Source organism: Fibrella aquatilis (genome assembly GCF_017353255.1).
Classification (GTDB): Bacteria; Bacteroidota; Bacteroidia; order Cytophagales; family Spirosomataceae; genus Fibrella; species Fibrella aquatilis.
The window spans coordinates 110,643-132,904 of record NZ_JAFMYU010000004.1; the positions used below are offsets into that span (position 1 = coordinate 110,643).

General features: G+C 54.2%; 16 protein-coding genes. 11 read left to right on the forward strand and 5 right to left on the reverse strand.

What is annotated here, in order from left to right; translation table 11 throughout:
- The first annotated feature begins 77 nt into the window (after positions 1–77).
- From rseP to lon, 3 genes are all read left to right on the forward strand, one after another.
- Entirely contained in the window at positions 78–1,400 is a 1,323-nt protein-coding gene (rseP, locus tag J2I48_RS06660) for an RIP metalloprotease RseP (protein WP_207334632.1), read from the forward strand.
- Positions 1,401–1,439: 39 nt separating this feature from the next.
- Entirely contained in the window at positions 1,440–2,003 is a 564-nt protein-coding gene (locus J2I48_RS06665; RefSeq protein ID WP_229375867.1) for a DUF6702 family protein, read from the forward strand.
- Positions 2,004–2,188: 185 nt separating this feature from the next.
- The gene (gene lon / locus J2I48_RS06670) at positions 2,189–4,768 is read left to right on the forward strand and encodes an endopeptidase La (RefSeq protein WP_374758152.1); all 2,580 of its coding nucleotides are present in this window, start codon (positions 2,189–2,191) and stop codon (positions 4,766–4,768) included.
- 134 nt (positions 4,769–4,902) lie between these two features.
- On the opposite strand, the gene J2I48_RS06675 is transcribed toward lon, so the two are convergent.
- Positions 4,903–7,350 carry a TonB-dependent receptor gene (locus tag J2I48_RS06675; RefSeq protein WP_207334633.1) on the reverse strand — a complete coding sequence of 816 codons (2,448 nt, stop codon included), beginning with the start codon at positions 7,348–7,350 and terminating at the stop codon, positions 4,903–4,905.
- Between the two features lie 282 nt (positions 7,351–7,632).
- Between J2I48_RS06675 and J2I48_RS06680 the strand changes: the two genes are divergently transcribed.
- Positions 7,633–8,460, forward strand: a complete 828-nt coding sequence (locus tag J2I48_RS06680) for a CHRD domain-containing protein (protein ID WP_207334634.1) — start codon at positions 7,633–7,635, stop codon at positions 8,458–8,460.
- Between the two features lie 192 nt (positions 8,461–8,652).
- Here the strand turns inward: J2I48_RS06680 and J2I48_RS06685 are convergent, their stop codons facing one another.
- Entirely contained in the window at positions 8,653–9,078 is a 426-nt protein-coding gene (locus J2I48_RS06685) for a response regulator (protein WP_207334635.1), read from the reverse strand.
- A 202-nt stretch (positions 9,079–9,280) separates the two neighbouring features.
- On the opposite strand from J2I48_RS06685, the gene lolA1 reads away from it, so the two are divergent.
- From lolA1 to J2I48_RS06705, 4 genes are all read left to right on the forward strand, one after another.
- Entirely contained in the window at positions 9,281–9,910 is a 630-nt protein-coding gene (lolA1, locus tag J2I48_RS06690) for an outer membrane lipoprotein periplasmic chaperone LolA1 (protein ID WP_207334636.1), read from the forward strand.
- Positions 9,911–9,923: 13 nt separating this feature from the next.
- Positions 9,924–10,559, forward strand: coding sequence for a ribosome biogenesis GTP-binding protein YihA/YsxC (yihA, locus tag J2I48_RS06695; protein ID WP_207334637.1), 636 nt, complete (start codon positions 9,924–9,926; stop codon positions 10,557–10,559).
- 124 nt (positions 10,560–10,683) lie between these two features.
- Positions 10,684–11,229, forward strand: a complete 546-nt coding sequence (locus tag J2I48_RS06700; protein ID WP_207334638.1) for a DUF5606 family protein — start codon at positions 10,684–10,686, stop codon at positions 11,227–11,229.
- 148 nt (positions 11,230–11,377) lie between these two features.
- Entirely contained in the window at positions 11,378–15,199 is a 3,822-nt protein-coding gene (locus J2I48_RS06705) for an RICIN domain-containing protein (RefSeq protein WP_207334639.1), read from the forward strand.
- Between the two features lie 108 nt (positions 15,200–15,307).
- On the opposite strand, the gene ettA is transcribed toward J2I48_RS06705, so the two are convergent.
- On the reverse strand, positions 15,308–16,975 hold the full coding sequence (ettA, locus tag J2I48_RS06710; protein ID WP_207334640.1) for an energy-dependent translational throttle protein EttA: 1,668 nt from the start codon (positions 16,973–16,975) through the stop codon (positions 15,308–15,310).
- 69 nt (positions 16,976–17,044) lie between these two features.
- On the opposite strand from ettA, the gene J2I48_RS06715 reads away from it, so the two are divergent.
- The 3 genes from J2I48_RS06715 to J2I48_RS06725 all read left to right on the forward strand — a co-directional run bounded on the left by J2I48_RS06715 (position 17,045) and on the right by J2I48_RS06725 (position 19,957).
- A complete protein-coding gene (locus J2I48_RS06715; protein WP_207334641.1) occupies positions 17,045–18,325 on the forward strand; it encodes a DUF349 domain-containing protein in 1,281 nt (426 codons plus the stop codon).
- Positions 18,326–18,479: 154 nt separating this feature from the next.
- Positions 18,480–18,731, forward strand: coding sequence for a hypothetical protein (locus tag J2I48_RS06720; RefSeq protein ID WP_207334642.1), 252 nt, complete (start codon positions 18,480–18,482; stop codon positions 18,729–18,731).
- Positions 18,732–18,808: 77 nt separating this feature from the next.
- The gene (locus tag J2I48_RS06725; RefSeq protein WP_207334643.1) at positions 18,809–19,957 is read left to right on the forward strand and encodes a hypothetical protein; all 1,149 of its coding nucleotides are present in this window, start codon (positions 18,809–18,811) and stop codon (positions 19,955–19,957) included.
- A gap of 69 nt (positions 19,958–20,026) precedes the next feature.
- Here the strand turns inward: J2I48_RS06725 and serS are convergent, their stop codons facing one another.
- Positions 20,027–21,316 (reverse strand): serine--tRNA ligase, encoded by a 1,290-nt coding sequence (serS, locus tag J2I48_RS06730; RefSeq protein WP_207334644.1) that lies wholly within the window; start codon positions 21,314–21,316, stop codon positions 20,027–20,029.
- 30 nt (positions 21,317–21,346) lie between these two features.
- Positions 21,347–22,258 carry a DUF3800 domain-containing protein gene (locus J2I48_RS06735; RefSeq protein ID WP_207334645.1) on the reverse strand — a complete coding sequence of 304 codons (912 nt, stop codon included), beginning with the start codon at positions 22,256–22,258 and terminating at the stop codon, positions 21,347–21,349.
- Positions 22,259–22,262 lie beyond the last annotated feature (4 nt).

Sequence of the window (22,262 nt, forward strand, 5' to 3'; positions counted from 1 at the left end):
CTTGGATGTTGGACCCTGGACTTTGCCTGTTGGCCCTGTAATCCAAAACCCAGCGTCCATTGTCCAAATACCTTTAGATGGAAACAGTAATCATGGTTGGTCAGCTGTTGCTGGCCTTGTCAATTTTGGTAGGTCTCCACGAGTTGGGGCATCTGGTAGCCGCCCGTATGTTTGGCATGCGGGTGGAGCAATATTTTATTGGCTTCCCACCCAAAGTATTCAGCTTCAAAAAAGGCGACACCGAATACGGCCTCGGCGCTATTCCGCTGGGGGGATTCGTGAAAATTTCGGGCATGATCGACGAGTCGCTGGATACCGAGGCGATGGCGCAGGAGCCGAAGCCGTATGAGTTCCGGGCTAAACCCGCCTGGCAGCGGCTGGTGGTCATGCTGGGCGGCATTATCGTCAACATCATCACAGGCATTGTCATCTTCGTGTCGCTGATCTACAGCCTCGGGAGTACCTACATTGCCTCACGCGATGCCAAATTCGGCATTGTGGCCCTGGAGTACGGCAAACAAATTGGTCTGAAAACCGGCGACCACATTGTTGAGATCAACGGCAAACCCTTCGATAACATTGCCGATGTGACCAGCCCCGACGTGCTACTGGGCAACAACAGCTACTACACGATTGAGCGCCCCACGGCTGGTGGCAGTCTGGAGCAGATTCGGGTCGACGTGCCCAATGATATGGTGGCTAAGTTCTCGGACAAAGAGAGCGCCGCGAATTTTATTCAGCCCATCTTTCCGTTCAATATCGGCGAAGTAGAACCCGGTTCTGCGGCCGCCAAAGCCGGTTTAAAAGCTGATGACCGCATTACGAGTGTCAATGGCAAACCCACTGCCTTTTTCCACGAAGTGCAGGAGGTTATCCGGGCCAATAAAGGCAAGCAAATCACGCTTGGTGTGCAGCGCGGTACCCAGTCGCTCACCCTTAAGCCTACCGTTTCGGCGGAGGGTACAGTTGGTTTTCGCCCCAATTCGCTGTTGAAAGAAACCCACGTCGATTACACCTTCGGCGAAGCCCTGAGCAAGGGCACCGAGCGGGCTTTTGGCGTGATTTATGACAACATCCGGGGCTTTGGCAAAATCTTCAAGGGTCAGATTTCACCCTCGAAGGCACTCAGCGGCCCCGTGGGCATTGCCAAAATGTTTGGTGGTGTCTGGGACTGGACCCGGTTCTGGTCACTGGCGGGCCTACTCTCTATGGCGCTGGCGTTTATGAATGCCCTGCCCATCCCCGCCCTCGACGGTGGCCACGCCACGATGTTGCTCTACGAAATCGTATCGGGCCGCAAACCGTCTGATAAATTCGTAGAAGGTGCCCAACGCGTAGGCATGGTGTTGCTGCTGGGCCTGATGGCGTTTGCGTTCCTGAATGATATCTTTTTTAAGTAGGTGGGAATGAGAAAAACAATAAACAATGAACAATGTACAATGCACAATGTACAATGGGCTGACCGGTCCGCCGGCGCGGCGGGAGTTTGCTTGCGTCAGCCCATTGTACATTGTGCATTGTTCATTGTTCATTGTTTATTGTTCATTCTCTTCTCCTGCTTCACCTTCCACCCCTTCCACACCAGCCTGACGCAAATGGAGTTTGACCCTAAGAGTCAAACTTTCGAGATCAGTGTGCGGGTGTTTACGGATGATTTCGAGACAGCACTCACCAAAGAGAATGGTGGCAAACCCCTGCACCTCAACCTAGGGCAGAAGCAGGATAAGCTCGTTGAGCAGTATGTACGCAAGCATTTTGCTGTGGCTGGTGCCGACCGTAAACCTATACCTGTCACTTACGTGGGTTACGAGCAGGAAGCCGACGCCCAGTGGGTTTATCTGGAAATGCCGTATGCTGGCAAATCACAGAACGTATTCATAAAACAAGATTTATTCATAGATTTATTCGCAGATCAGGTTAACTTGGTGACGATTCAACTAAATCAAGTCAAGAAAACAGTTGTGTTCCGAAACAATCAGCCGGTGCAGGCGGTAACGCTTTAATGTTACCTTGCACTATATACACTCGTCAACAGATACAGTGCGCGTAATTAAGCAATGCGTCAGTTGAAACAGGCTGGCACACTCCTTGACGCCCTTATTGGTCCTTGCCCACTCATCACAGTTTTCCTCTTTCCATGTAAATACACTGCCAGTTTGGCAGGCGTACTATGATGTTTCCCCACAATATGGCATCAGACTTATTTCTGGCCGACAATGATTTAGATAGTATTGAAATGATTCCGCTTGGTTCGCCCGATGGCGACGACGCGGATTATGAAATACCCGAAAACCTACCCATTCTGCCCGTTCGTAACACCGTACTCTTTCCCGGTATGGTGGTGCCTGTTACCGTTGGACGGCAAAAATCGGTGCGGTTGGTGAAGAAAGCGTATAAGGGCAACCGGATTATTGGCGTGGTAGCGCAGGCCAATCAGCAAAAAGACGAACCTACCCCCGACGACCTTTACCGGTTAGGTACGGTGGCTTATATCATCAAGATGATTACCCTGCCCGATGGCAATATCACGATCATCATCCAGGGCAAAAAGCGGTTTGAAATTGGCAAGATCACCCAGGAAGACCCCTTCATGACGGCCAACGTGCGGCCCATTGACGATTCGTTTAGTAATTCAGGCAAAAAAGAAGGTAAAGCCCTGATTCAGACCCTGAAAGAAGCCGCCTACAAGATTTTGCGCCTCAATCCCGAAATCCCTCAGGAGGCCCGCATTGCGCTCGACAACATTGAAAGCCCTATGTTTCTGGTGCATTTCCTGTCGTCGAACATCAACGCCGACGTGGCCGACAAACAGCGGCTGCTCGAAAAAACCGAGGGTGCCCAACAGGCGCAGCTCCTGCTCGAATACATGCTGAAGGAGGTACAGTTGCTGGAACTGAAACGCGAAATTCAGAGCAAAGCCAGCCTCGACCTCGATCAGCAACAGCGCGACTACTACCTGCGGCAACAGATGAAAGTGCTTCAGGATGAGCTGGGTATGGACACACCCGACCGTGAGCTGGACGAACTCCGGGCCAAAGCCGCCAAGAAAAATTGGTCGAAGCCCATCCGGGAGCATTTTGACAAAGAACTGGCTAAACTCCAGCGCAGCAACCCTATGGCCCCCGAATACCCGGTTACGATGAACTACATCGAACTGATGGTAGACCTACCCTGGAACGAGTACACGAAAGATAATTTTGACCTGAAACGGGCGCAGAAAATCCTGGACGGCGACCACTTCGGGCTGGAAAAAGTAAAAGAACGCATCATTGAATATCTGGCCGTGCTAAAGCTCAAATCCGAGCGGCAGTCGGAGGCACTGGCCGCGCAGGAGGCCGCCCACGAAGCAGCCGGTACGGCTGCCAACGGGGTAAATGGCCGCAGCCGCGACGCCAAACACCGGCACAACCCAGAGGCGATGAAAGCACCGATTCTGTGTTTGTATGGTCCGCCGGGCGTGGGTAAAACCTCACTGGGGCGGTCTATTGCCAAAGCGCTGGGCCGCAAATACAGCCGGATGGCCCTGGGTGGCGTACACGACGAAGCCGAAATTCGGGGGCACCGAAAGACCTACATCGGGGCCATGCCAGGCAAAATTATCCAGAACATCCGCAAAACGGGTGCGTCGAACCCGGTATTCATCCTGGACGAAATAGACAAAGTAAGCAGCGATTTCCGGGGTGATCCCTCGTCGGCGTTACTGGAAGTGCTTGATCCTGAGCAGAATTCAACGTTTGTGGATAATTACCTCGACGTGGAGTTTGACCTCTCGAAAGTTTTGTTTATTGCCACTGCCAACTCGCTTGACACCATCCACCCCGCCCTGCGCGACCGGATGGAGATCATCGACATTACGGGCTATACCGTGGAAGAGAAAGTGCAGATTGCCAAGAAGTACCTCGTGCCCAAGCAACGCAAAGAACACGGCCTGAAAACGAAAGATCTTCAGATCGACGACAAGGCTGTGGTGAAGATTGTGGAAGGTTACACCCGGGAGTCGGGCGTACGGAACCTGGAGCAGAAAATTGGTGCGATGGTACGCAAGATTGCCAAATCAATCGCCATGGATGAGACCTACGAACACCACATTCGCCCCACCGACGTGACGCGCCTGTTGGGTACGGAAGTGTTCGATAAGGACATCTATTCCGACGACGACATTGCGGGCATCGTGACGGGCCTGGCCTGGACACAGGTGGGTGGCGAGATTTTGCTCATCGAGAGTAGTCTGAGCCGGGGTAAAGGTGCCCTGACGCTCTCGGGACAGCTCGGCGACGTGATGAAAGAGTCGGCCATGACGGCCCTCTCCTACCTCAAAGCCCATGCCGATGACCTAGGCATCGACTACCGCATTTTCAGCCATTACGACCTCCACGTCCACGTACCGGCGGGCGCCGTACCGAAAGACGGACCTTCGGCGGGGATTACGATGGTCACGTCGATGGCCTCAATCTATACGCAGCGCAAGGTGAGGCCCTTTTTGGCCATGACCGGCGAGGTAACCCTGCGCGGCAAGGTGCTACCCGTGGGGGGTATTAAAGAGAAGATTCTGGCAGCTAACCGGGCGGGGGTGAAAGAGATCATTCTCTGCACCAAAAACCGTAAGGACATTGAAGAAATCAACTCAGCTTATATTAAAGAACTTACCTTCCATTACGCCGACACCGTAGGTCAGGTGCTGGACATAGCGCTGTTACCCCAAACCGTCAGCCGTCCCCTGAAATTCATCTTACCTGAAGAAAAACCAGAGACAGATAAGGCATATTGAGCATTCATTTTTAGGTATAAGTAAAAGAGGGAACCGGCTAGCTAGCCGGTTCCCTCTTTTACTGGTGTCAGGTCGGGAATCTGATGACACCCTTACCACATCATTCTGTTTTAGAATGGGTCAGTCAACTACACCTACCAATTCCACGACAGCGTGGCCGATACCTGGCGTGGGGCGATGGGGTTGATACTATTGTCGTCGTGGACGTTGTAGCTCAGGGCGTTGAGTAGGTTCGTTGCGCTGGCACGAATGGCATAGCGGGTCTTAACATAGCCTACCGAGGCGTTTAGCTGCGTGTAGGCGGGCAGCGGGATCAGCCGGTAGGCATCGTTGGCCACGGTAACGCGGGTAGACCGGCCCGCCACGCGCTCACCCATATAGAAGGCCGTGAGACCCAGTTGTACGCCCTTGCCGAAACCCATCCGCTGCACGGTGTAGAATACGCTGGCGTTGGCAGTGTGGTTGGGGTTATAGCGCAACAGGCTGCCCACCACAAACGTATTGCTTTGCGTATAGCGAGTTTCGTTGTAGCTGTAGCCCGCCAAAAACGAGATACCCTGCATAGTCTTGCTCTTCACGTCGATTTCCAGACCACGGCTGGTTACCTCCCCGGCTAGCTCTTTAATGTTGGTGTTGGTATTGCCATTCTGAAGGCTCGTCTGGGCAAGGTTGCTGTTCCTGATCTGGTATACCGTGGCGTTGGCCGACAGGAATCCGTTGAACAGATCATTTTTGATACCCGCCTCATACTGGTTTATAAATGAAGGCGGCAGGGCGTTACCCGCTATGTCGACACCCGTGTTCACGGCAAACGAGTTGGCATAGCTCACAAACAGAGCTGTGGTTTGGCGGGGTTGATACACCAGGCCCAGGCGGGGGGTAAAGGCATCGTCGAAGGTAGTGGCGGTAGTGGCTTTTTTGTCGGCCAGCGTCGTGACGGTGCTGCTCGTTTGCTGGTAGCTCCAGCGCATCCCGGCCAGCAGTTTCCATTGCTCCGACAGCGCAACCAGGTCCTGCACATAGACCCCGGCGCGGTTGATGGGGGCCTCAGTTAGTTGGCGGGTAGTCAGCGTGGGAATGTCCTGACGAAGGCGGAATTTGGCAGGGTTAAACACGTTGACGGTATCATAAACAGCCAGTGGATTATAGGCCGTGGTGTTAGTACGGTACTGATCGGCATCGGCACCCAGCAGCAGGGTGTGCTTAATACGGCCCGTGCTGACGTTGCCGGTAAAATCGACCTGACCGATCCAATAGGTTTCGTTGATGCCGGTACGTTGCAGCCCCCGCACCCAGTCGCCGTTGGTTTTAATCAACTGGTTGCTGGCGTTGGGGCGGTTGGTGCCAAACAGATCATTGTTGAAACGCTGTACTGAGCCAGTAGCCCGCACCTGCCAGGCATCGGTCAGGCGGTGGGTCAGCGTGGCGGTGCTGCTGGCTTGTTCCGTCCGAATATAGCCCCAGGACGTGCCCAGGAAGCGGTTTCGGGGCAGATCGGGAATGGCATAGTTGATCGCGCCAATACCGAAATCAAGCGTACGGTTGTCCTTCAGGTAGTCGGCTTCGAGCAGGAACTCGGTGCGATTACCCAGCTTTATCAGCAGCGAAGGGTTCACGTAGATGCGTTCGCCGTTCACCTCATCGCGGAAACTGCGGCTGTTCTCATAGGTGCCATTCAGCCGGAAGGCCACATGCTGCGTAATGCCGCCATAGACGTCGAACGATGGTTTGTAGAAGCCGAAGCTCCCCACCCGCATGGCCACCTGCCCACCCCCGTCGAAGCGCGGTTTCTTGGTTACTAGGTTCAAAATGCCACCCGCTGCCACGTTACCAAACAAGATGGCCGACGAGCCTTTTAGCACCTCCACCCGCTCCAGCGACGAGATTTCGGGCATGGCGCTGTTGTTGTACCGGGCACCGTTTTTAAACGTATTGCTACTGTTGAAGGCAAACCCGCGGGCAGCAATTTCTTCCTGGTAGCCCCCCGTGGTGCCCATCACATAAACGCCGTTGGTATTCATGAGTACGTCGCTGAGGCGCAGTGTCTGCTGCCGGTCCAGCACGTCGCGGTCAATGACGGCTACGCTCTGGGGCAGGTCCATGGGTTTAATAGCTACCTTACCTACGCTCACCGGCACCTGATTGGCCGATTTGTAGCCCCGTACCTGTACCTCATCCAGTTGGCGAGCCGTTTCCTGAAGCGTCAGGTCCAGTTGCGTGGTTTGCCCCGGCTGAATAGTAATTGCCTGTTCCAACGTTTGCAGCCCTACAAATGACACCACCAGCGTGTGCTCACCAACGGGCAAATGCCGAAGCTGATAGCTGCCATCTTCGGCGGTAGTGGTGCCTTTGGTACGGGTCGACGGGTCGGTACCCTTCACCAAGATCGTGACAAAGGCAGCCGGACGGCCATCCTGTGTTACAACGTGGCCTTTAACACTCCCATGTTGGCCATCATCGTCATCGTTATTAACAGCTGCTGCCCGTAGGGTTCTCAGCGGATTATCATGAGCAGAAAGAAGCGTTGGCAAGCAAAGCGATAAAGCAATGAGTGAGGCAATGAAGCGTATGTGTTGAGCCATGACAGCGTGATTCCTTGTTTAGAATCTTTATTGATAGCGCAAAGGTTGGTCTTATTTAGATTAAATCAAAATAACTGGACGAATTTATGTTTCGCCCTGCCACATCACATCGCTCAGGATATAAGTTGAAATAAACCCACCACGCCACGCATCCTTTGGCTTGTGTTTGTCGTAGTTGGTAGGTATGAACAGTATCATCAATTGCCAGTTTATGTAGAGGAATCTGCTTCTGGCGCTTTTGTGCCTGCTAACCGTTTTTTCAAAAAATCCCAATCATTCAGTATGTCACTACGATCTACTTACCTACCCGCCATGGCGCTTGCTATGGGTGCGTTACTCACCGCCTGTGATCACCGCGAACTCAATATTTCAGCTACACTTGCCTCCAACGCTCAGGTACCGCTGGTAGCCACTCTGAGTGGTGCTGCCGAACGTCCAACGCCGGTTTCGTCGCCGGGAACGGGTACATTCATGGGTATGCTTGACCGTTCTACTCGCGTACTGAGCTACACTGTGACCTACTCGGGTATCACACCCACGGCGGGTCACCTACACCGGATCACGCCCAACTCGGCCACCGGCACTGGCCCTGTCGAGGTGCCGTTTGCCGCTCTTGGGTCGCCCATCATTGGCACCGTCACGCTGGCATCACAAGGCCGCGCTGACAGCCTTATCAATGGCTTCTATTACGCCAACCTCCACACACCAGCCAACCCCAGCGGCGAAATCCGGGGTAATATTCGCGTGGCAGGTCCGGTACGGTTGCGGGCTGCCATGAACGGTGCGGCTGAAAAACCTACGCCAAACTCATCGTTGGCAACGGGTATGTTCACCGGGGTTGTTGACCCGGCTACCCGCGTGTTGAGCTACACCGTGACGTATTCGGGGCTCACCCCTACAGCAGGCCACCTGCACCGGGTTAACAACTCAACCACCGGCGTTGGCCCCGTCGAAATTCCGTTTGCCGCTCTGGGATCGCCCATTATTGGCACGGCCACACTCACTACTGCCAGCCGTGTCGACAGCCTGCTAAATGGTTTCTACTATTCGAACCTGCATACGCCAGCCTTCCCGGGTGGCGAAATCCGGGGCGATATCAAACCCTTCTAGCTGCTCTATTTTCGACAAAAAACCCCATCAGGTGCTTCTGATGGGGTTTTTTATTGACGACAGAGCCATAGCACCCGTTACCTGACTATTACTGGCTGAATGACCAGACACAAATGGTACCGGCACCCACCGATCAGGTTCGGCCTCGACCGCGTTGAGCAGGTCGCCATTACGCTCTACAAAAAATGGCTGTTACCTGTTGTGCTCGCTGTCAACTGTATTATTGGCAGCACTTAGTTTGCTGATGGTAATAAGACTGGCAAGTTGGTCGATTGACGCTGGTTTGGTCATGAACGCACAGGCCCCCAGCGCCTCACTTCGGTTTCGGTCTTCAGGGCTGCTTGACGTGGTTAGGATCGCAACAGGAATTCGCTGCCAGTTTGGATTTTGCTTTAACAGGGCCAGCGCCTCGAAGCCAGTTAGGCGGGGCATGTTAAGATCCAGAATAATAAGGTCTGGCAGGGGTTGTGTGGTGTGTTCTGACACGTAATCTACCAATTCCTGACCATCACTAAAACTGGTCAGTTTCCAGTCAGGAAAATGTTCACTGAACGTGAGTCGTGCCAGGTAAATATCGTCTTCATCGTCATCAACTAAAAAGAGGTTATTTTGAGACATGCCTGAGTAGTTGTTGTTACGGGAGCTAGTTATGCATCAGCTAAGTTACAAAAAATAGGTTAAAATTTGGCACTAACCAAGCCACCAGTGATACCTATTAGCCGCGTTTTTAAACTTTCCCACCTCGAAAAGCGTCTAAGAATAGATTAACTCGCCAATGTTGGCAGTTTGCCCGCCCGCGTTGGGCATTGAATTCGTTCCAATGAAACAAGTAGTGTATATGACCCTGTTGGTGCTTGGCGCTATGGGGTCGGCGTTGGCTCAGAAAGACAAACGAGCCGAAACTATTCTGGACGCTATGAGCGCCAAATATAAAGCCTTAGCCAGCTACCAGGCTGCTTTTAGCTACATCAGCGGGCGCGAAACCTATACCGGCGATATATCGGTGAAAGGTCGCATGTTTCGCCTGAAAACCGCCGGGCAGGAGGTCTTCACCGATGGCACCGTGATGTCAACCTACGTGAAAGAGTCGAACGAGGTGAACATACAGGACTACGACGCCAGCGCATCGGGCGATTTCAACCCCACCAAAATCTATTCGATTTACAAGAAAGGCTTCACCTATAGCTACCTGCGCGAACAGAAAGTAGGGGGCCGCACTGCCGACGTGATCGAGCTGAAGCCTGACAAGAAAAATGCCCAGATTGCCAACGTTCAGATCAGCGTAGACCGGGCCGACAAATCGGTGCGGAACTGGCAGATTACGGACAAAAACGGCAAGAAGACAAGCTACGTCATCAGCAAATTCACCCCCAACCCCACCCTACCCGACAGCTATTTCGTTTTCGACAAAAGCAAGTACCCCGGCGTGGAAGTGGTAGATTTGCGGTGATTACCTTTGCCTCATGAAAATCCACTCGGCTGAGTTCGTTATCAGCAATACTGACCCGGCCAAATGCCCCAAACCCGACCGGCCCGAATACGCGTTCATTGGCCGCTCGAACGTGGGCAAATCGTCGTTGATAAACCGGCTGGTGCAGAAGAACGACCTGGCCAAAACGTCGGGGAAGCCAGGGAAGACGCAGCTCATTAACCACTTCAGCATCAACGCCAATACCAAGCTCGAAAAGCCCTGGTACCTGGTCGATTTGCCCGGTTTTGGGTTCGCCAAAGTACCCAAAACCATCCGTGAGCAGTTTGCTTCTATCATTTCGGGCTACCTCACCACCCGGCCCAACATTCAGTGCATTTTCGTGCTGATCGACATGCGCATTCCGCCGCAGCAGATCGACCTTGATTTCATGACCCGGCTGGGCGAACAGGAACTACCCTTTGCCATGGTTTTCACCAAAACCGAGAAGCTGAAATCGGGCGGGCGGCAAATGGCGCTCGATGCCTACCGGCTGGCCATGTCCGAAATCTTCGACACGTTTCCGCTTTACTTCATCACCTCGGCTGTCTCTGGCGAGGGCCGCGACGAGGTACTGAACTACATCGACGAGCTAAATCAGGCCTACGTAGGGAGTGTAACGCGCAAGTAAGTGGAGTGTTCTTTATTGATGCCATCGCTTAGAGCGATGGCATCAATAGACGGCCTGAATCCTGAACACCACGACGTTCCTCACTGTCATTTCCCCCGCCCAGGTTGTACCTTTGCCCCTACGTATGGAAGCATTAAAAACCATAGCCAATGTCTCTGGCTACCCCGGCCTGTACCGGATTCTGAAACCGGGCCGTTCAGGCGTTATTGTCGAAACTATCGACGCTAAAAAAACCAAAACCATGATGGGTCCGCAGGCCCGCGTATCGGTACTGAACGACATTTCGATGTACGTTGACCGCCCCGATGCCGCCCAGGCCGACCAGTCGGTACCTCTCGGCGAGGTGTTTATGGCCGTGGCCAGCACCTTCGGCGACAGCCTGCCCGTGACCTCGAAAGCCGATGGCTCGGAACTTGCCAATTTCATGGGTCAGGTCCTGCCCGACTATGACCGTGAGCGCGTGCGCGATACCGACATCCGTAAACTCATTAGCTGGTACGGTATTCTGCGCGAGTTCGCCCCAGAAGTATTTACCGTGACCGAACCCGCAGCTCCCACCGCCGACGAAGCCGAAGCAGCACCGGAAGCAGCCGCCAGCACCGACGAATCTCCTGCCGCCAGCGAAGCACCCGTTGCTGCCGCTCCTGCTGAAGAGAAGGCTACCGAGTAAGCAATAAACGGCTTAGCAAACACATCAAAACCCCACCAGAACGAGTCTGGTGGGGTTTTGGCATTTTGTATGGGCTGGGTTTTGTGACCACTAGTTACCTATGCGTCAAGAAGTAGCGTAGTGCATAACCCATAGACGATTTGACGAAATGTTTACCTCACCCTCTGGCCTGAACACCCGGCGCTGGCAACGCATTCTATCCATACTAATTGGTTGGCTGGTGGCTACTTCGCTACATGGCCAGTCGCTCCCCACCGGATTTTCCAACAGCAAAACGCAGGAAGGCTACATTGCGCCAATGGGCGTGCTCTTCACACCCGACGGACAGCGGCAGTTTATCTGGGACAAGGCTGGGCGCGTGTATGTGTCGTCCTGGAACGGCGTACAGTATATTCAGCAAACCACGCCCGCCCTCGACATCAGCGAAGAAGTTGGCAACTGGCGCGACTTTGGTCTGCTCAGCCTCTGCCTCGACCCCAACTACGCCCAAAACGGCCTGGTGTATCTCTACTACATGGTCGACCGGCACCATTTGATGAACGCGGGCACGGCCGCGTATTCGGCCACCAAAGACGAGTACTTCAACGCCACCATCAGCCGTGTTACCCGCTATAAACTGCTTACCGTCAATGGCTTGCTAACCACTGACGCCACCAGCCGGAAGGTGCTGCTGGGCGAAAGCCCCAGCACGGGCGTACCGCTGTTGCACGAGTCGCACGCGGGCGGTACGCTGGTATTTGGCCGCGACGGCACGCTGATGCTGTCAACAGGCGATAATGCCAGTTATAACGTCACGGATATTGGCAGTGCAGCCGACACCTATTTTCAGGCGGCACTCAACGATGGCATCATTCGCCCTAACGAGAACGTAGGGGCCTTCCGGGCGCAGTTGCTCAACTCGCACTGCGGCAAGGTGCTGCGTATAGACCCCGCCACGGGCGACGGCCTGCCCAGCAACCCCTTCTACGACGCCACCAAGCCCCGGTCGGCGCAGTCGCGGGTGTGGACATTGGGGCTGCGCAACCCCTACCGCATGACCTTTCAGCCCGGCACCGGCAGTACCCTGGCCACTGACGGCAACCCTGGCACACTGCTCATCGGCGACGTGGGTTGGGGCACCTGGGAAGACATGCACATCGTGCAGCGGGGCGGCGAAAACGCGGGATGGCCCATCTACGAAGGCCTCACCGAACATTCGGGCTACGCCGCCGCCGCCCAGACACTGGAAAACAAAGACGAACCCAACCCAGCATCGACAGGGACAACCGGTGCATGCCCGAAGCCGTTTTTAACCTTTGCCAACCTGCTAAAGCAAGCCACCAACCCCAACTCCATCACGGTGGCCGTGACCAACCCGTGCAGCAACCTGCCCCTGCCCGGTCTGCAACGACGCTACATCCACAGCCGCCCCGCCCTGGACTGGAATCATGGCCAGGACATTGCCAGAAGCCCCACGTTCAGCGGCACCCTGGCCACCGCCACCACCATCAGCGAAACCGCCACTACGGGTACGGTGGGTACGCCCTTTCGGGGAAACGCCTCGACAGCAGGCGCCTTTTATAACGGTACGGTATACCCCGCCATCTGGCAAAACACCTATTTTTTTGCCGACTACGGGGCCAACTGGATCAGATCGGCGACGCTCAACACCAACGGCACGGTAGGTACTGTGCGTGATTTCCTACCCAATGGTGCCGGCAAAGGCATTGTCGACGTGGAAATGAACCCGCTCGATGGGGCGCTGTATTACGTAAACATCAATACCGGCGAGATTATGAAAATCGCCTATGGTGGCAACCGCCCGCCGGTGGCCGTGGCTACGTCTACCTCGCTGACGGGCACCTCGCCACTGAGCGTCACCTTCACGGGCAGCAACTCAACCGACCCCGACGGCGACGCACTCACCTACGAATGGGACTTTGGCGATGGTAGTACATTTGGCACTACAGCCAACCCTACCCATGTGTTTGTGGCCAAACCGGGTAAGCTGGGGCAGGGGCTTATTTTGAGCTATACCGTGCAACTAAAAGTGACCGACAGCAAAGGGCTGGCAGCAACCACCACCCTGCGGGTATCGCTCAACAACCTTCCCCCTACCGCCAAAATTACCAGTCCGGTAGCCAACGCCCTTTACCCGCTCGACAAGGCCACCAGCTACACCCTCACGGCCAACATCACCGACGAAGTGCCCACCACGGCTATCTCGGAATGGCAGGTGAGCTTGCGGCACAACAACCATGAACACCGCGAACCCGTCATGAGCGGCGTGGGCATTACACCCGTAGTGACCGTCTCGCCGGTAGGGTGCGACGGCGAAACGTACTACTACTTCATCACGCTGAAAGTGACCGATGCCGGTGGGCTGGTGGCGCAGGATTCGGTGAAAATTTACCCCGACTGCAACTCGCCCAAACTGGCTATCACGGGCCTGACCGCCACCACCTTGACCAACGCCGTGCGGCTGAACTGGACCAACCCCACCGTGGCGTTCGATAACGTACTGGTGGTGGCCAAAGCCGGTTCGGGTTTTATTAACCGCCCCGTAGACCTGGCCTACACCGCCAACAGCAGCTTCACGGCCACCGGGGCAGCCTTTGACGGCGGCAAAGTGATGTACCAGGGGTTGTCTACCTCGCTGGTGGTTACCGACCTTGCGCCGGGGCAGCTCTATTATTTTCGCGTATTTACCCGACGGGGCAGCGCCTGGACGGGGGGCGTGGAAGTCAGCGCGACGCCAGCGACACCACCCGCGTCGGCATCGGTGGTGATTACGTCTGGCAGTTGCTACCGCCTAACGGCGCGGGTGAGTGGAAAAGTGCTGGGCGTCGAAGCGGGTGACCAAACCGACGGGGGTACCGTGCGGCAGCGCACCGATGCCAATCAGGCGTGGCAGCAATGGAAATTCACCCCCACCTCCGACGGCTATTATCAGCTCATAGCCACCCACAGCAACAAGGTGCTGGACGTACAGTGGGGGCTTACCAGCGACGGTGCGCCCGTGCAACAGTGGGCCTATGCGGGGGCGTATCAGCAGCAGTGGACTATCCGTCGCGACGCCGAGGGCTATTACCAGTTGGTAGCACGGCATTCGGGCAAGCTGCTCAACGTGGACGGCAACAGTCAAGCCGACGGGGGCGTTGTTTCGCAGTATACCGCCAACAGCACTCAGGCCCAGCAATGGCGCATTGAGCAAGCTACCTGCGCGGTATCCTCGACGGTGGTGTCTACCACGGCTACCCAGATAGACCCTATTGCCTGCTACAGTATCCAGTCGCGGAGTAGCGCCAAGGTACTGGGCGTCACCACAGGGCAACCCAACGACGGGGCGCTGATTCGGCAGTATGCCAACACCAGCCAGATGTGGCAGCAGTGGAAAATTCAGCCCACCGACCCTGGCTTCTATCGCATCACGGTGCTACACACGGGTAAAAGCATCGACGTACCCAACGCCTCTACCGCCGACCAAAGCCCGTTGCAACAGTGGACATTTTGGGGCGGCAGTTTCCAGCAATGGGCCATTCAGCGCAACACAAGCGGTTTTTTCACCTTCACCAACCGAAATTCGGGTAAGGCCATCGAGGTAAAAGGGGCCAACACCACCGAGGGCGGCGACATTGTGCAGGCCACGTCGAGCACGGCCACCAGCCAACAGTGGATACTCGTAACGGTAGGCTGCCCAGCCAACAGTGGCCGATTAGCAACAAACGCTGAGTCTGGTTCACTATTCCGTATCTGGCCCAACCCGGCGCAGGACGTGGTGCTGATTGACCTCCAGGCCGCAGCGGGCACGCCAACCACCATCGGCCTGACCGATTTGGCGGGCCGGTCACTGCTCGTGAACCAGGTAGATGCCCCCACCGACGGGCCCTATCGGTTCGGCACCGCCGCGCTGCCCAACGGGTTATACCTCATGAGTATCACCCCCACCGGCCAGCCCGCCACCACCACCCGCCTCCTAATTCAGCGGTGATAAGTGATCTTGGTCAAAAGGCTGTTCATGTTAAAGGCGTTTTTTGTCATCCCTCCTTCCGTCGGGATGGCAAAAAACGCCTTTAACCTCATTGCCATTACTCCTCTCCTACGCCAGCTTCTTATACCGAATCCGCTTGGGCGTGGCGTCGGTGCCGAGGCGTTTGCGGCGGTTTTCTTCGTAGTCGGAGAAATTACCTTCAAACCAATAAACTTGGCTGTCGCCCTCGAAGGCAAGGATGTGCGTGGCGACACGGTCTAGGAACCAGCGGTCGTGGCTGATGATCACGGCGCAACCGGCGAAGTTCTCCAGACCCTCTTCCAACGCCCGTAATGTGTTCACGTCGAGGTCGTTGGTTGGTTCGTCCATCAGCAGCAGGTTGGCCCCTTCTTTCAGCGTCATGGCCAGGTGCACCCGGTTGCGCTCCCCACCCGACAGCGTCCCGATTTTCTTTTCCTGATCGGCCCCGGCAAAGTTGAACCGGCTGCAATAGGCGCGGGCGTTGGCCTGCTTACCGCCCAGCATGATCCAGTCGTTTCCGTCGGCGATGGTCTGGTACACGGTCTTGTTGGGGTCGAGGCCGTCGTGTTCCTGATCGACGTAAGCCACCTTCACGGTCTCGCCCACCTCAAACGTACCGGCGTCGGGTTTGTAGGCGTCGGTGATGAGTTTGAAGAGCGTAGTCTTGCCTGCGCCGTTGGGGCCAATGATGCCCACAATGCCCGCCTGTGGCAGCTTAAACTCAAGGTGCTCAAACAGCAGCCGGTCGCCAAAGGCTTTGGCAACATCCTGAGCTTCAATTACTTTGTTACCCAGGCGCGGACCGGCGGGGATGAAGATTTCGAGCTTCTCGTCGCGCTGTTTCGAGTCTTCGTCCAGCAGACGCTCATAGGCACCGAGGCGAGCTTTCGACTTGGCCTGCCGGGCTTTGGGAGCCATGCGCACCCATTCCAGTTCGCGTTGCAGGGTCTTTTGCCGCTTCGATTCGGTTTTCTCTTCTTTCGCTAGTCGTTGTTGTTTCTGATCGAGCCACGAACTGTAGTTGCCTTTCCAGGGGATACCCTCGCCGCGGTCAAGCTCCAGAATCCAGCCCGCTACGTTGTCGAGGAAATACCGGTCGTGGGTAACGGCGATGACCGTACCCTTATACTGCCGCAGGTGCTCCTCCAGCCACAGCACCGACTCGGCGTCGAGGTGGTTGGTAGGTTCGTCGAGCAGCAGCACGTCGGGTTCTTTCAGCAGCAGGCGGCACAGGGCCACGCGGCGTTTTTCACCACCCGACAACGTACCCACGAGGGCGTCGGACGGGGGCGTGCGGAGGGCATCCATAGCCCGTTCCAGCTTGGTGTCGAGTTCCCAGGCGTTGTGGTGGTCGAGTTTTTCCTGCACCTCGGCCTGCCGGGCAATGAGCTTGTCGAAATCGGCGTCGGCATCACCAAAGGCTTCGTTGATCTGATCAAATTCTTTTAGCAGATCAACCACCTCCTGCACGCCCTCTTCCACTACTTCGCGGACGGTTTTGGTGGGGTCGAGCAGGGGTTCCTGCTCCAACATACCGACCGAATAACCGGGTGAAAATACGACCTCGCCGTTGTAACTTTTATCGATTCCGGCGATGATACGGAGCAGCGTAGATTTGCCGGAACCGTTGAGTCCCAGCACCCCTATTTTGGCGCCGTAAAAGAAGGAAAGGTATATGTTCTTTAGGATTTGTCGGTTGGGGGGAATAATTTTACTCACACCCGCCATAGAAAAGATAATGGTTTCCTGGCTCATTTTTTGTCTATGTTTGTGGTGGGGCAAATATCGGTAAATAACCCCAGAAGGACCCTTCAGTAAGGAAAAATGGAAAACGCTTCATTGGTAGATGAATACGGTTACGTCGCAGACGGAAAGGTATTTTTGAAAGGCTACCTCGACTATCCAGACCGCCAGATCGGCGAAGTGAAACGCACCGAGCAAGAAGCACTCGATTACTTTAAGAACCGCTTTATCATTGCTCAAAGTAAGGTTGCCCAGTTGGAGGAGGAAGTGACGGACGCCCAAAACAAAGGCTCGTACCTCACTAAACTGCTGCAACTCAGGAAGAAGCTACTCAGCTTCGATGCCATAGGCGACTTCCCCCCCCTGCTTGACCGGCTCGATCAGCTCGAAGACGTACTCTCAGGACTGATCCACACGAACCAGCTCAAGAACCTGGAAATCAAGCGTGCGCTGATTGGTGAAGCCGAGGTGATTGCGGGTAGCGATGACTGGAAACCCACCGCTGAAGCGCTCCAGGAAATCAAGACGAAATGGATCAAAACAGGCCCCGTCGACAAGTCGGTAGAGGCCGAAGTGGAGACCCAGTTTCAGGAATTGATGGACGGTTTTTTCCAGCGCCGCCGCGAGTTCTTCAACGAGCAAAACAAGGTTATCCAGGAACGTCTCGACCAGTATGACGAACTCATTCGGCTGGTGGAACGCGCCGCACGGGGTAACGATCTGGAGGTGTCGTACCAGGAGATTCGGAAGCTCAATAACACCTGGAAAACGGTGGGCGAAGTGCCGATCAAGAAAGGCGGCAAGCTCTTCAAACGCTTTAAGCGCACCGTGCAATATGTCTTCAACCGCTATAACGAGTCGAAGGGTATTGTGTATGAGAAAAAGGTTGACCCCCGCATTGAGGCGCAGATGAAAATGGCCGACGAAGCCGAAAAACTCGCCAAAGCCCAGGGCAAAGCCATCTTCGATTCGGCCAACCGCGCCAAGGAACTGCTCAATGCCTGGAAGGAGGTGAAAGTACCGTTTAAGCTGCAAGACAAGCAGATCAACGAACGCTTCCGCGCTGCCTGCGACAAGATTTTTGAGCTAAGCTACCTGGGCCGCGTCCTCGACCGCAAATACCCTGCTTTCGACCTGAAAAGTCAGGCAGAACAACTGCGGACCAAGATCAGGGAGATGGAATACCTGGTGAAACGGGAGAAAAACGATCTTCATTTTGCCATGCAGGATGCCGACGGACTGGACCCCGAAATTCCTGAAGACAAGCAGATTTTGAACAAAATCAACACGCAAAAGCGGAAGATTGCCATGAAAGAGGTGATCCTCCGCGAGTTTACGAAAGCCCTCGAAACGGCCGACTAAATCCGCGTATACCCCCTACCGTTGAGCCGGTCATCTATGCAACTAGTTGACCGGCTCTTTTTGTTTGATGAGAAACAAGAGGTGAGAAGCAAGAGACAAGATGTAATCGCTCAAAATCTTGCCTCTTGCTTCTCACCTCTTGTTTCTTCCTTCTATGACAACCACAGATATCACCGACTTTAAGGCAGCCATTGAACCCCGCAAATATGTCCGGCTCGAATACCTGACTGACCTCAACGAATTTATCAAAGCCGACGCAATGGTAGTTGGCATCAACGCGCAAAACGGCCTGGAAACGCTTGTTCTGACCGACGGTCAACAGATTCCGCTCGACCGGGTGGTGAGCATTGACGGTCGGCTGTCGCCGCTTTATCCGGGTTATGCCAACTACTCCTGCGATTGCTAAAGCGCCATAGCGCCGTGTTGGGCAATGCTATGGGAGACGTATATATTTGAGCATTTTTACGGTCAAACTACAGACATATGCTCAGATTCTTTACCCGTCTCTTTCCCATTTATTTGCTTGTGACTGTCATTGCCTCAGCAGGTGTAATGGCCCAGAAAGTCGACCTCGACAAGTTTTCGTTCGACGTAAGCTACATTCAGCTGCCCCGCGAGTATGTGCCTGTCGATCAGCGCACGTTTGGCATTCGACTGGAAGTATCGCCCATTATTTCAGAGGCTTATCCGTCAGATGATGTCTATGAAAAAATCAATCTGTCGGGCTTTGGCAAGGTGCAACAGGCCCCAACGGTTGGTATCACTGTTCGGCTGACTGATTTTCGTTTTCTGAAATCGGAGGTCGAAACCCGCACAGAGCAGGTCAAAGATAAAGACGGCAAGGTGACGGGGACCAACTACTACTACCGCCAGGTAGCCACCTACGAAGGGCTGGGCACTTACCAGATTAACGGCCCCAAAACCAGCGATCAGGTTAGTGCCAAAGCCCCCCCGGCCGACGCACCCACCAACCGATTTTTAGCCAAAGCCACCACACCCGCCACCGCCGATGCCCAAGCGTTACCCAGTGTGGTTGTCAATAAAGGCTGGCTCAACCAGACGCTTACCTACCGGTCAGACGAATATCGGAACTCGTACGATGCCTCGCGGGCATTTCGCGATGGACAGCTATCAATCCGTCGCAACCTGATTAACGACTTCGTAAATGTCGGCATTAATACGGTGAACTATGCCCTGGCCAACAATTACGGCTACGTACCCATCAGCGACCGCGACCATTTGTGGATTCTGGATTCGAAGAAGCATCCCGAATATGATGTGCAGCAGGAAGCCATCAGGGCCGTACAGACGCTGATGAAGGGAATGAAAGCTACCGAGCCGCTCACGACGCTGTCGGCCAACCTGCAACCCCTGATCGACTATTTCGAGTCGCTCAAAGGCAAGTATACGCAGGACGAAAAGCCCGACCGGAAAATGCGGTACTCAGCTTATTTCAACCTCGGCAAGCTCTACCTCCTCCTCGACCAGCCCGACAAGGCCATTGCTGAGGGCAACGCGCTGATTAAGAACGATTACGACACCAAAGACGGTGAACGCATCATTGAAGCGGCCGAACAGATCAGGCAGCAACTCAGCTACCACCACATGACCGAGCGGCACTTGAAACTTTGACAGTATGCAGTTCTACAGTATGCAGTATTGCTTACTCCAGAGCGCTGCATACTGTAGAACTGCATACTGTTATGAGATTACCTCGAACCCACAATACGGCACCAGCACGGCGGGGATGCGAATGCCTTCGGGTGTCTGGTTGTTTTCCAGAATAGAAGCAACAATGCGCGGCAGAGCCAGCGCCGAGCCGTTGAGGGTGTGCAGCAAAGTGGGTTTGTTGCCGTCGAGTTTGGCGCGGAGTTTCAGACGGTTGGCCTGATAGGTCTCGAAATTACTGACTGAGCTTACTTCCAGCCACCGCCCCTGCGCCGCCGACCATACTTCCATATCATACGTCAACGCCGACGTGAAGCCCATGTCGCCCCCGCAGAGACGCAGCACGCGGTAGGGCAACTCCAGCTTTTGCAGCAGCCCCTGCACATATTGGCTCATCTGCTCCAAGGCCGCGTATGAGTTTTCGGGCCGCTCGATCCGCACGATCTCTACTTTGTCGAACTGATGGAGCCGGTTCAGCCCTCGTACGTGTGCCCCCCACGAACCGGCTTCGCGCCGGAAACAGGGTGTATACCCCACATGCCTAATGGGCAGTTCGGCCTCGGCTACCAGCACGTCGCGGTAGAGGTTGGTAATGGGCACCTCGGCGGTAGGTATCAGGTAGAGTTCATCGGCGGTGGCGTAGTACATTTGTCCCTCTTTATCAGGCAGTTGACCCGTACCAAAGCCCGACGCCTCGTTGATGACAATGGGCGGTTGCACTTCGCTGTAGTCCGCCGCCAGGGCCTCGTCCAGGAAGAAATTGATCATGGCACGTTGCAGCCGGGCCGCCTTACCCTTGTACACCGGAAAGCCTGCACCCGAAATCTTGTTACCCAGGTCAAAATCAATCATCGGACCACCGTTGGGGCCGTAACGTTTTATCAGTTCCCAGTGCGGTTGCGCGTCGGCGTGGAGGATAGGCTTTTCGCCCCATTCCAATACCACCTCATTGTCTTCGGCAGAGCGGCCCACAGGAACGCTGCTGTGGGGTAGGTTGGGGACCGTGACCAGGATAGCCTGTAACTGCTGTTCCAGATCGGCGAGTTGGTCGGTCAGCGTTTTCGATTGCGCTTTCAGATCGGCGGTTTCGGCCTTAGCGGCTTCTGCGGCCTCTTTCTGACCAGTTTTCATCAACTGCCCAATCTCTTTGGCAATAGCGTTTTGACGGGCCAGTCCATCGTCGAGGGTCTTCTGCGTATCGCGCCGCTGCTGATCGAGGTCCAGCAGCTGCTCAACAACGGCTTCAGCATTGGCAAAATTGCGTTTGCGAAGACCCGCCAGCGTCAGTTCCTTGTTGTCGCGGATGAAGGGTATTTGTAGCATAGCTAAAGAAATTCTAGGAGTACAAAACTTTTATTGTATTGGATCCGTTTCTGGTTCGGAGGCTTTGATCGGGAAACTGGCATTGCCTTTTTTGTTTTCTATTAGAGCTATACTTGATGTTCGCTGCTTCTCGCCATTGAACACACGCTCTGTAATATAACTCATCTGCTTAACTAGCTTCGATAGAGTATCTAGCTCCGCTCTACGTTCTTTTGTCATTCGTTTCAGGCGCAACCCCCACGATATAATATAAGCGACTAAGTCAGCAAGTTGAACACCCGTCGTTAAATCGCTATGAACAAAAAACGGCTCTGGCAATACAAGTGTTGATCGTAGAATACCTTTTTCTGTTCGTTTAAAATAGGTGTCCATTTGGTTTATAATAGTGTAACTTCTCGTTTTGTCAAGCTCATCGAACACGATAATTCCCTGCTGCTCATGCTGACAATCTTCCAAGAAATAAAAAAAACGCTCAAATAAATAAATGTAATCTTTTCGCAAGTAGGATACATTTAACTCATTGTTTTCAAGTTTTCTTAAAAGGATTGAGGCAAAAATCTTACAACCATATTTATCACACAGTTTTAAGACCTGATCAACATAATCGAGCTTAGCCTGTGCCATTGCAGTCAGCTCATCTTTCGTTGTTGACTCCCCAGTTAACAGACACGATTTCACCAATTCAGACTTCTGAAAAGGATCTAAATGAGCAAGTTGTCCTTGTTTAGCTAGTCTAAATACTTTTGTCTTCAGAAACTTTTTTGCCTTGATTTCATCACCAACGGATTGTTTATACCTTATTCCAAATAACCGTATTTCTAACAAATGAATTTCTTTAATCAGTTTCCATAAATTTTTATCCTCAATCGCTACTCCAGCCAATACTTCGTAAGGTGAAACATTGTCTGTACCGCTTTCATCAATGAAAAGTAAGTAAGCCATTTTA

Excerpts from the sequence above, each read along its gene's own strand:
- J2I48_RS06680 (WP_207334634.1), top strand. The coding sequence starts at position 7,633 with ATGTCACTACGATCTACTTACCTACCCGCCATGGCGCTTGCTATGGGT.
- J2I48_RS06700 (WP_207334638.1), top strand. The coding sequence starts at position 10,684 with ATGGAAGCATTAAAAACCATAGCCAATGTCTCTGGCTACCCCGGCCTG.
- serS (WP_207334644.1), bottom strand. The coding sequence starts at position 21,316 with ATGCTACAAATACCCTTCATCCGCGACAACAAGGAACTGACGCTGGCG.
- yihA (WP_207334637.1), top strand. The coding sequence starts at position 9,924 with ATGAAAATCCACTCGGCTGAGTTCGTTATCAGCAATACTGACCCGGCC.
- ettA (WP_207334640.1), bottom strand. The coding sequence starts at position 16,975 with ATGAGCCAGGAAACCATTATCTTTTCTATGGCGGGTGTGAGTAAAATT.
- lon (WP_374758152.1), top strand. The coding sequence starts at position 2,189 with ATGGCATCAGACTTATTTCTGGCCGACAATGATTTAGATAGTATTGAA.
- J2I48_RS06675 (WP_207334633.1), bottom strand. The coding sequence starts at position 7,350 with ATGGCTCAACACATACGCTTCATTGCCTCACTCATTGCTTTATCGCTT.
- J2I48_RS06715 (WP_207334641.1), top strand. The coding sequence starts at position 17,045 with ATGGAAAACGCTTCATTGGTAGATGAATACGGTTACGTCGCAGACGGA.
- J2I48_RS06735 (WP_207334645.1), bottom strand. The coding sequence starts at position 22,258 with ATGGCTTACTTACTTTTCATTGATGAAAGCGGTACAGACAATGTTTCA.
- rseP (WP_207334632.1), top strand. The coding sequence starts at position 78 with ATGGAAACAGTAATCATGGTTGGTCAGCTGTTGCTGGCCTTGTCAATT.
- lolA1 (WP_207334636.1), top strand. The coding sequence starts at position 9,281 with ATGAAACAAGTAGTGTATATGACCCTGTTGGTGCTTGGCGCTATGGGG.
- J2I48_RS06685 (WP_207334635.1), bottom strand. The coding sequence starts at position 9,078 with ATGTCTCAAAATAACCTCTTTTTAGTTGATGACGATGAAGACGATATT.
- J2I48_RS06725 (WP_207334643.1), top strand. The coding sequence starts at position 18,809 with ATGCTCAGATTCTTTACCCGTCTCTTTCCCATTTATTTGCTTGTGACT.
- J2I48_RS06665 (WP_229375867.1), top strand. The coding sequence starts at position 1,440 with ATGCACAATGTACAATGGGCTGACCGGTCCGCCGGCGCGGCGGGAGTT.
- J2I48_RS06720 (WP_207334642.1), top strand. The coding sequence starts at position 18,480 with ATGACAACCACAGATATCACCGACTTTAAGGCAGCCATTGAACCCCGC.
- J2I48_RS06705 (WP_207334639.1), top strand. The coding sequence starts at position 11,378 with ATGTTTACCTCACCCTCTGGCCTGAACACCCGGCGCTGGCAACGCATT.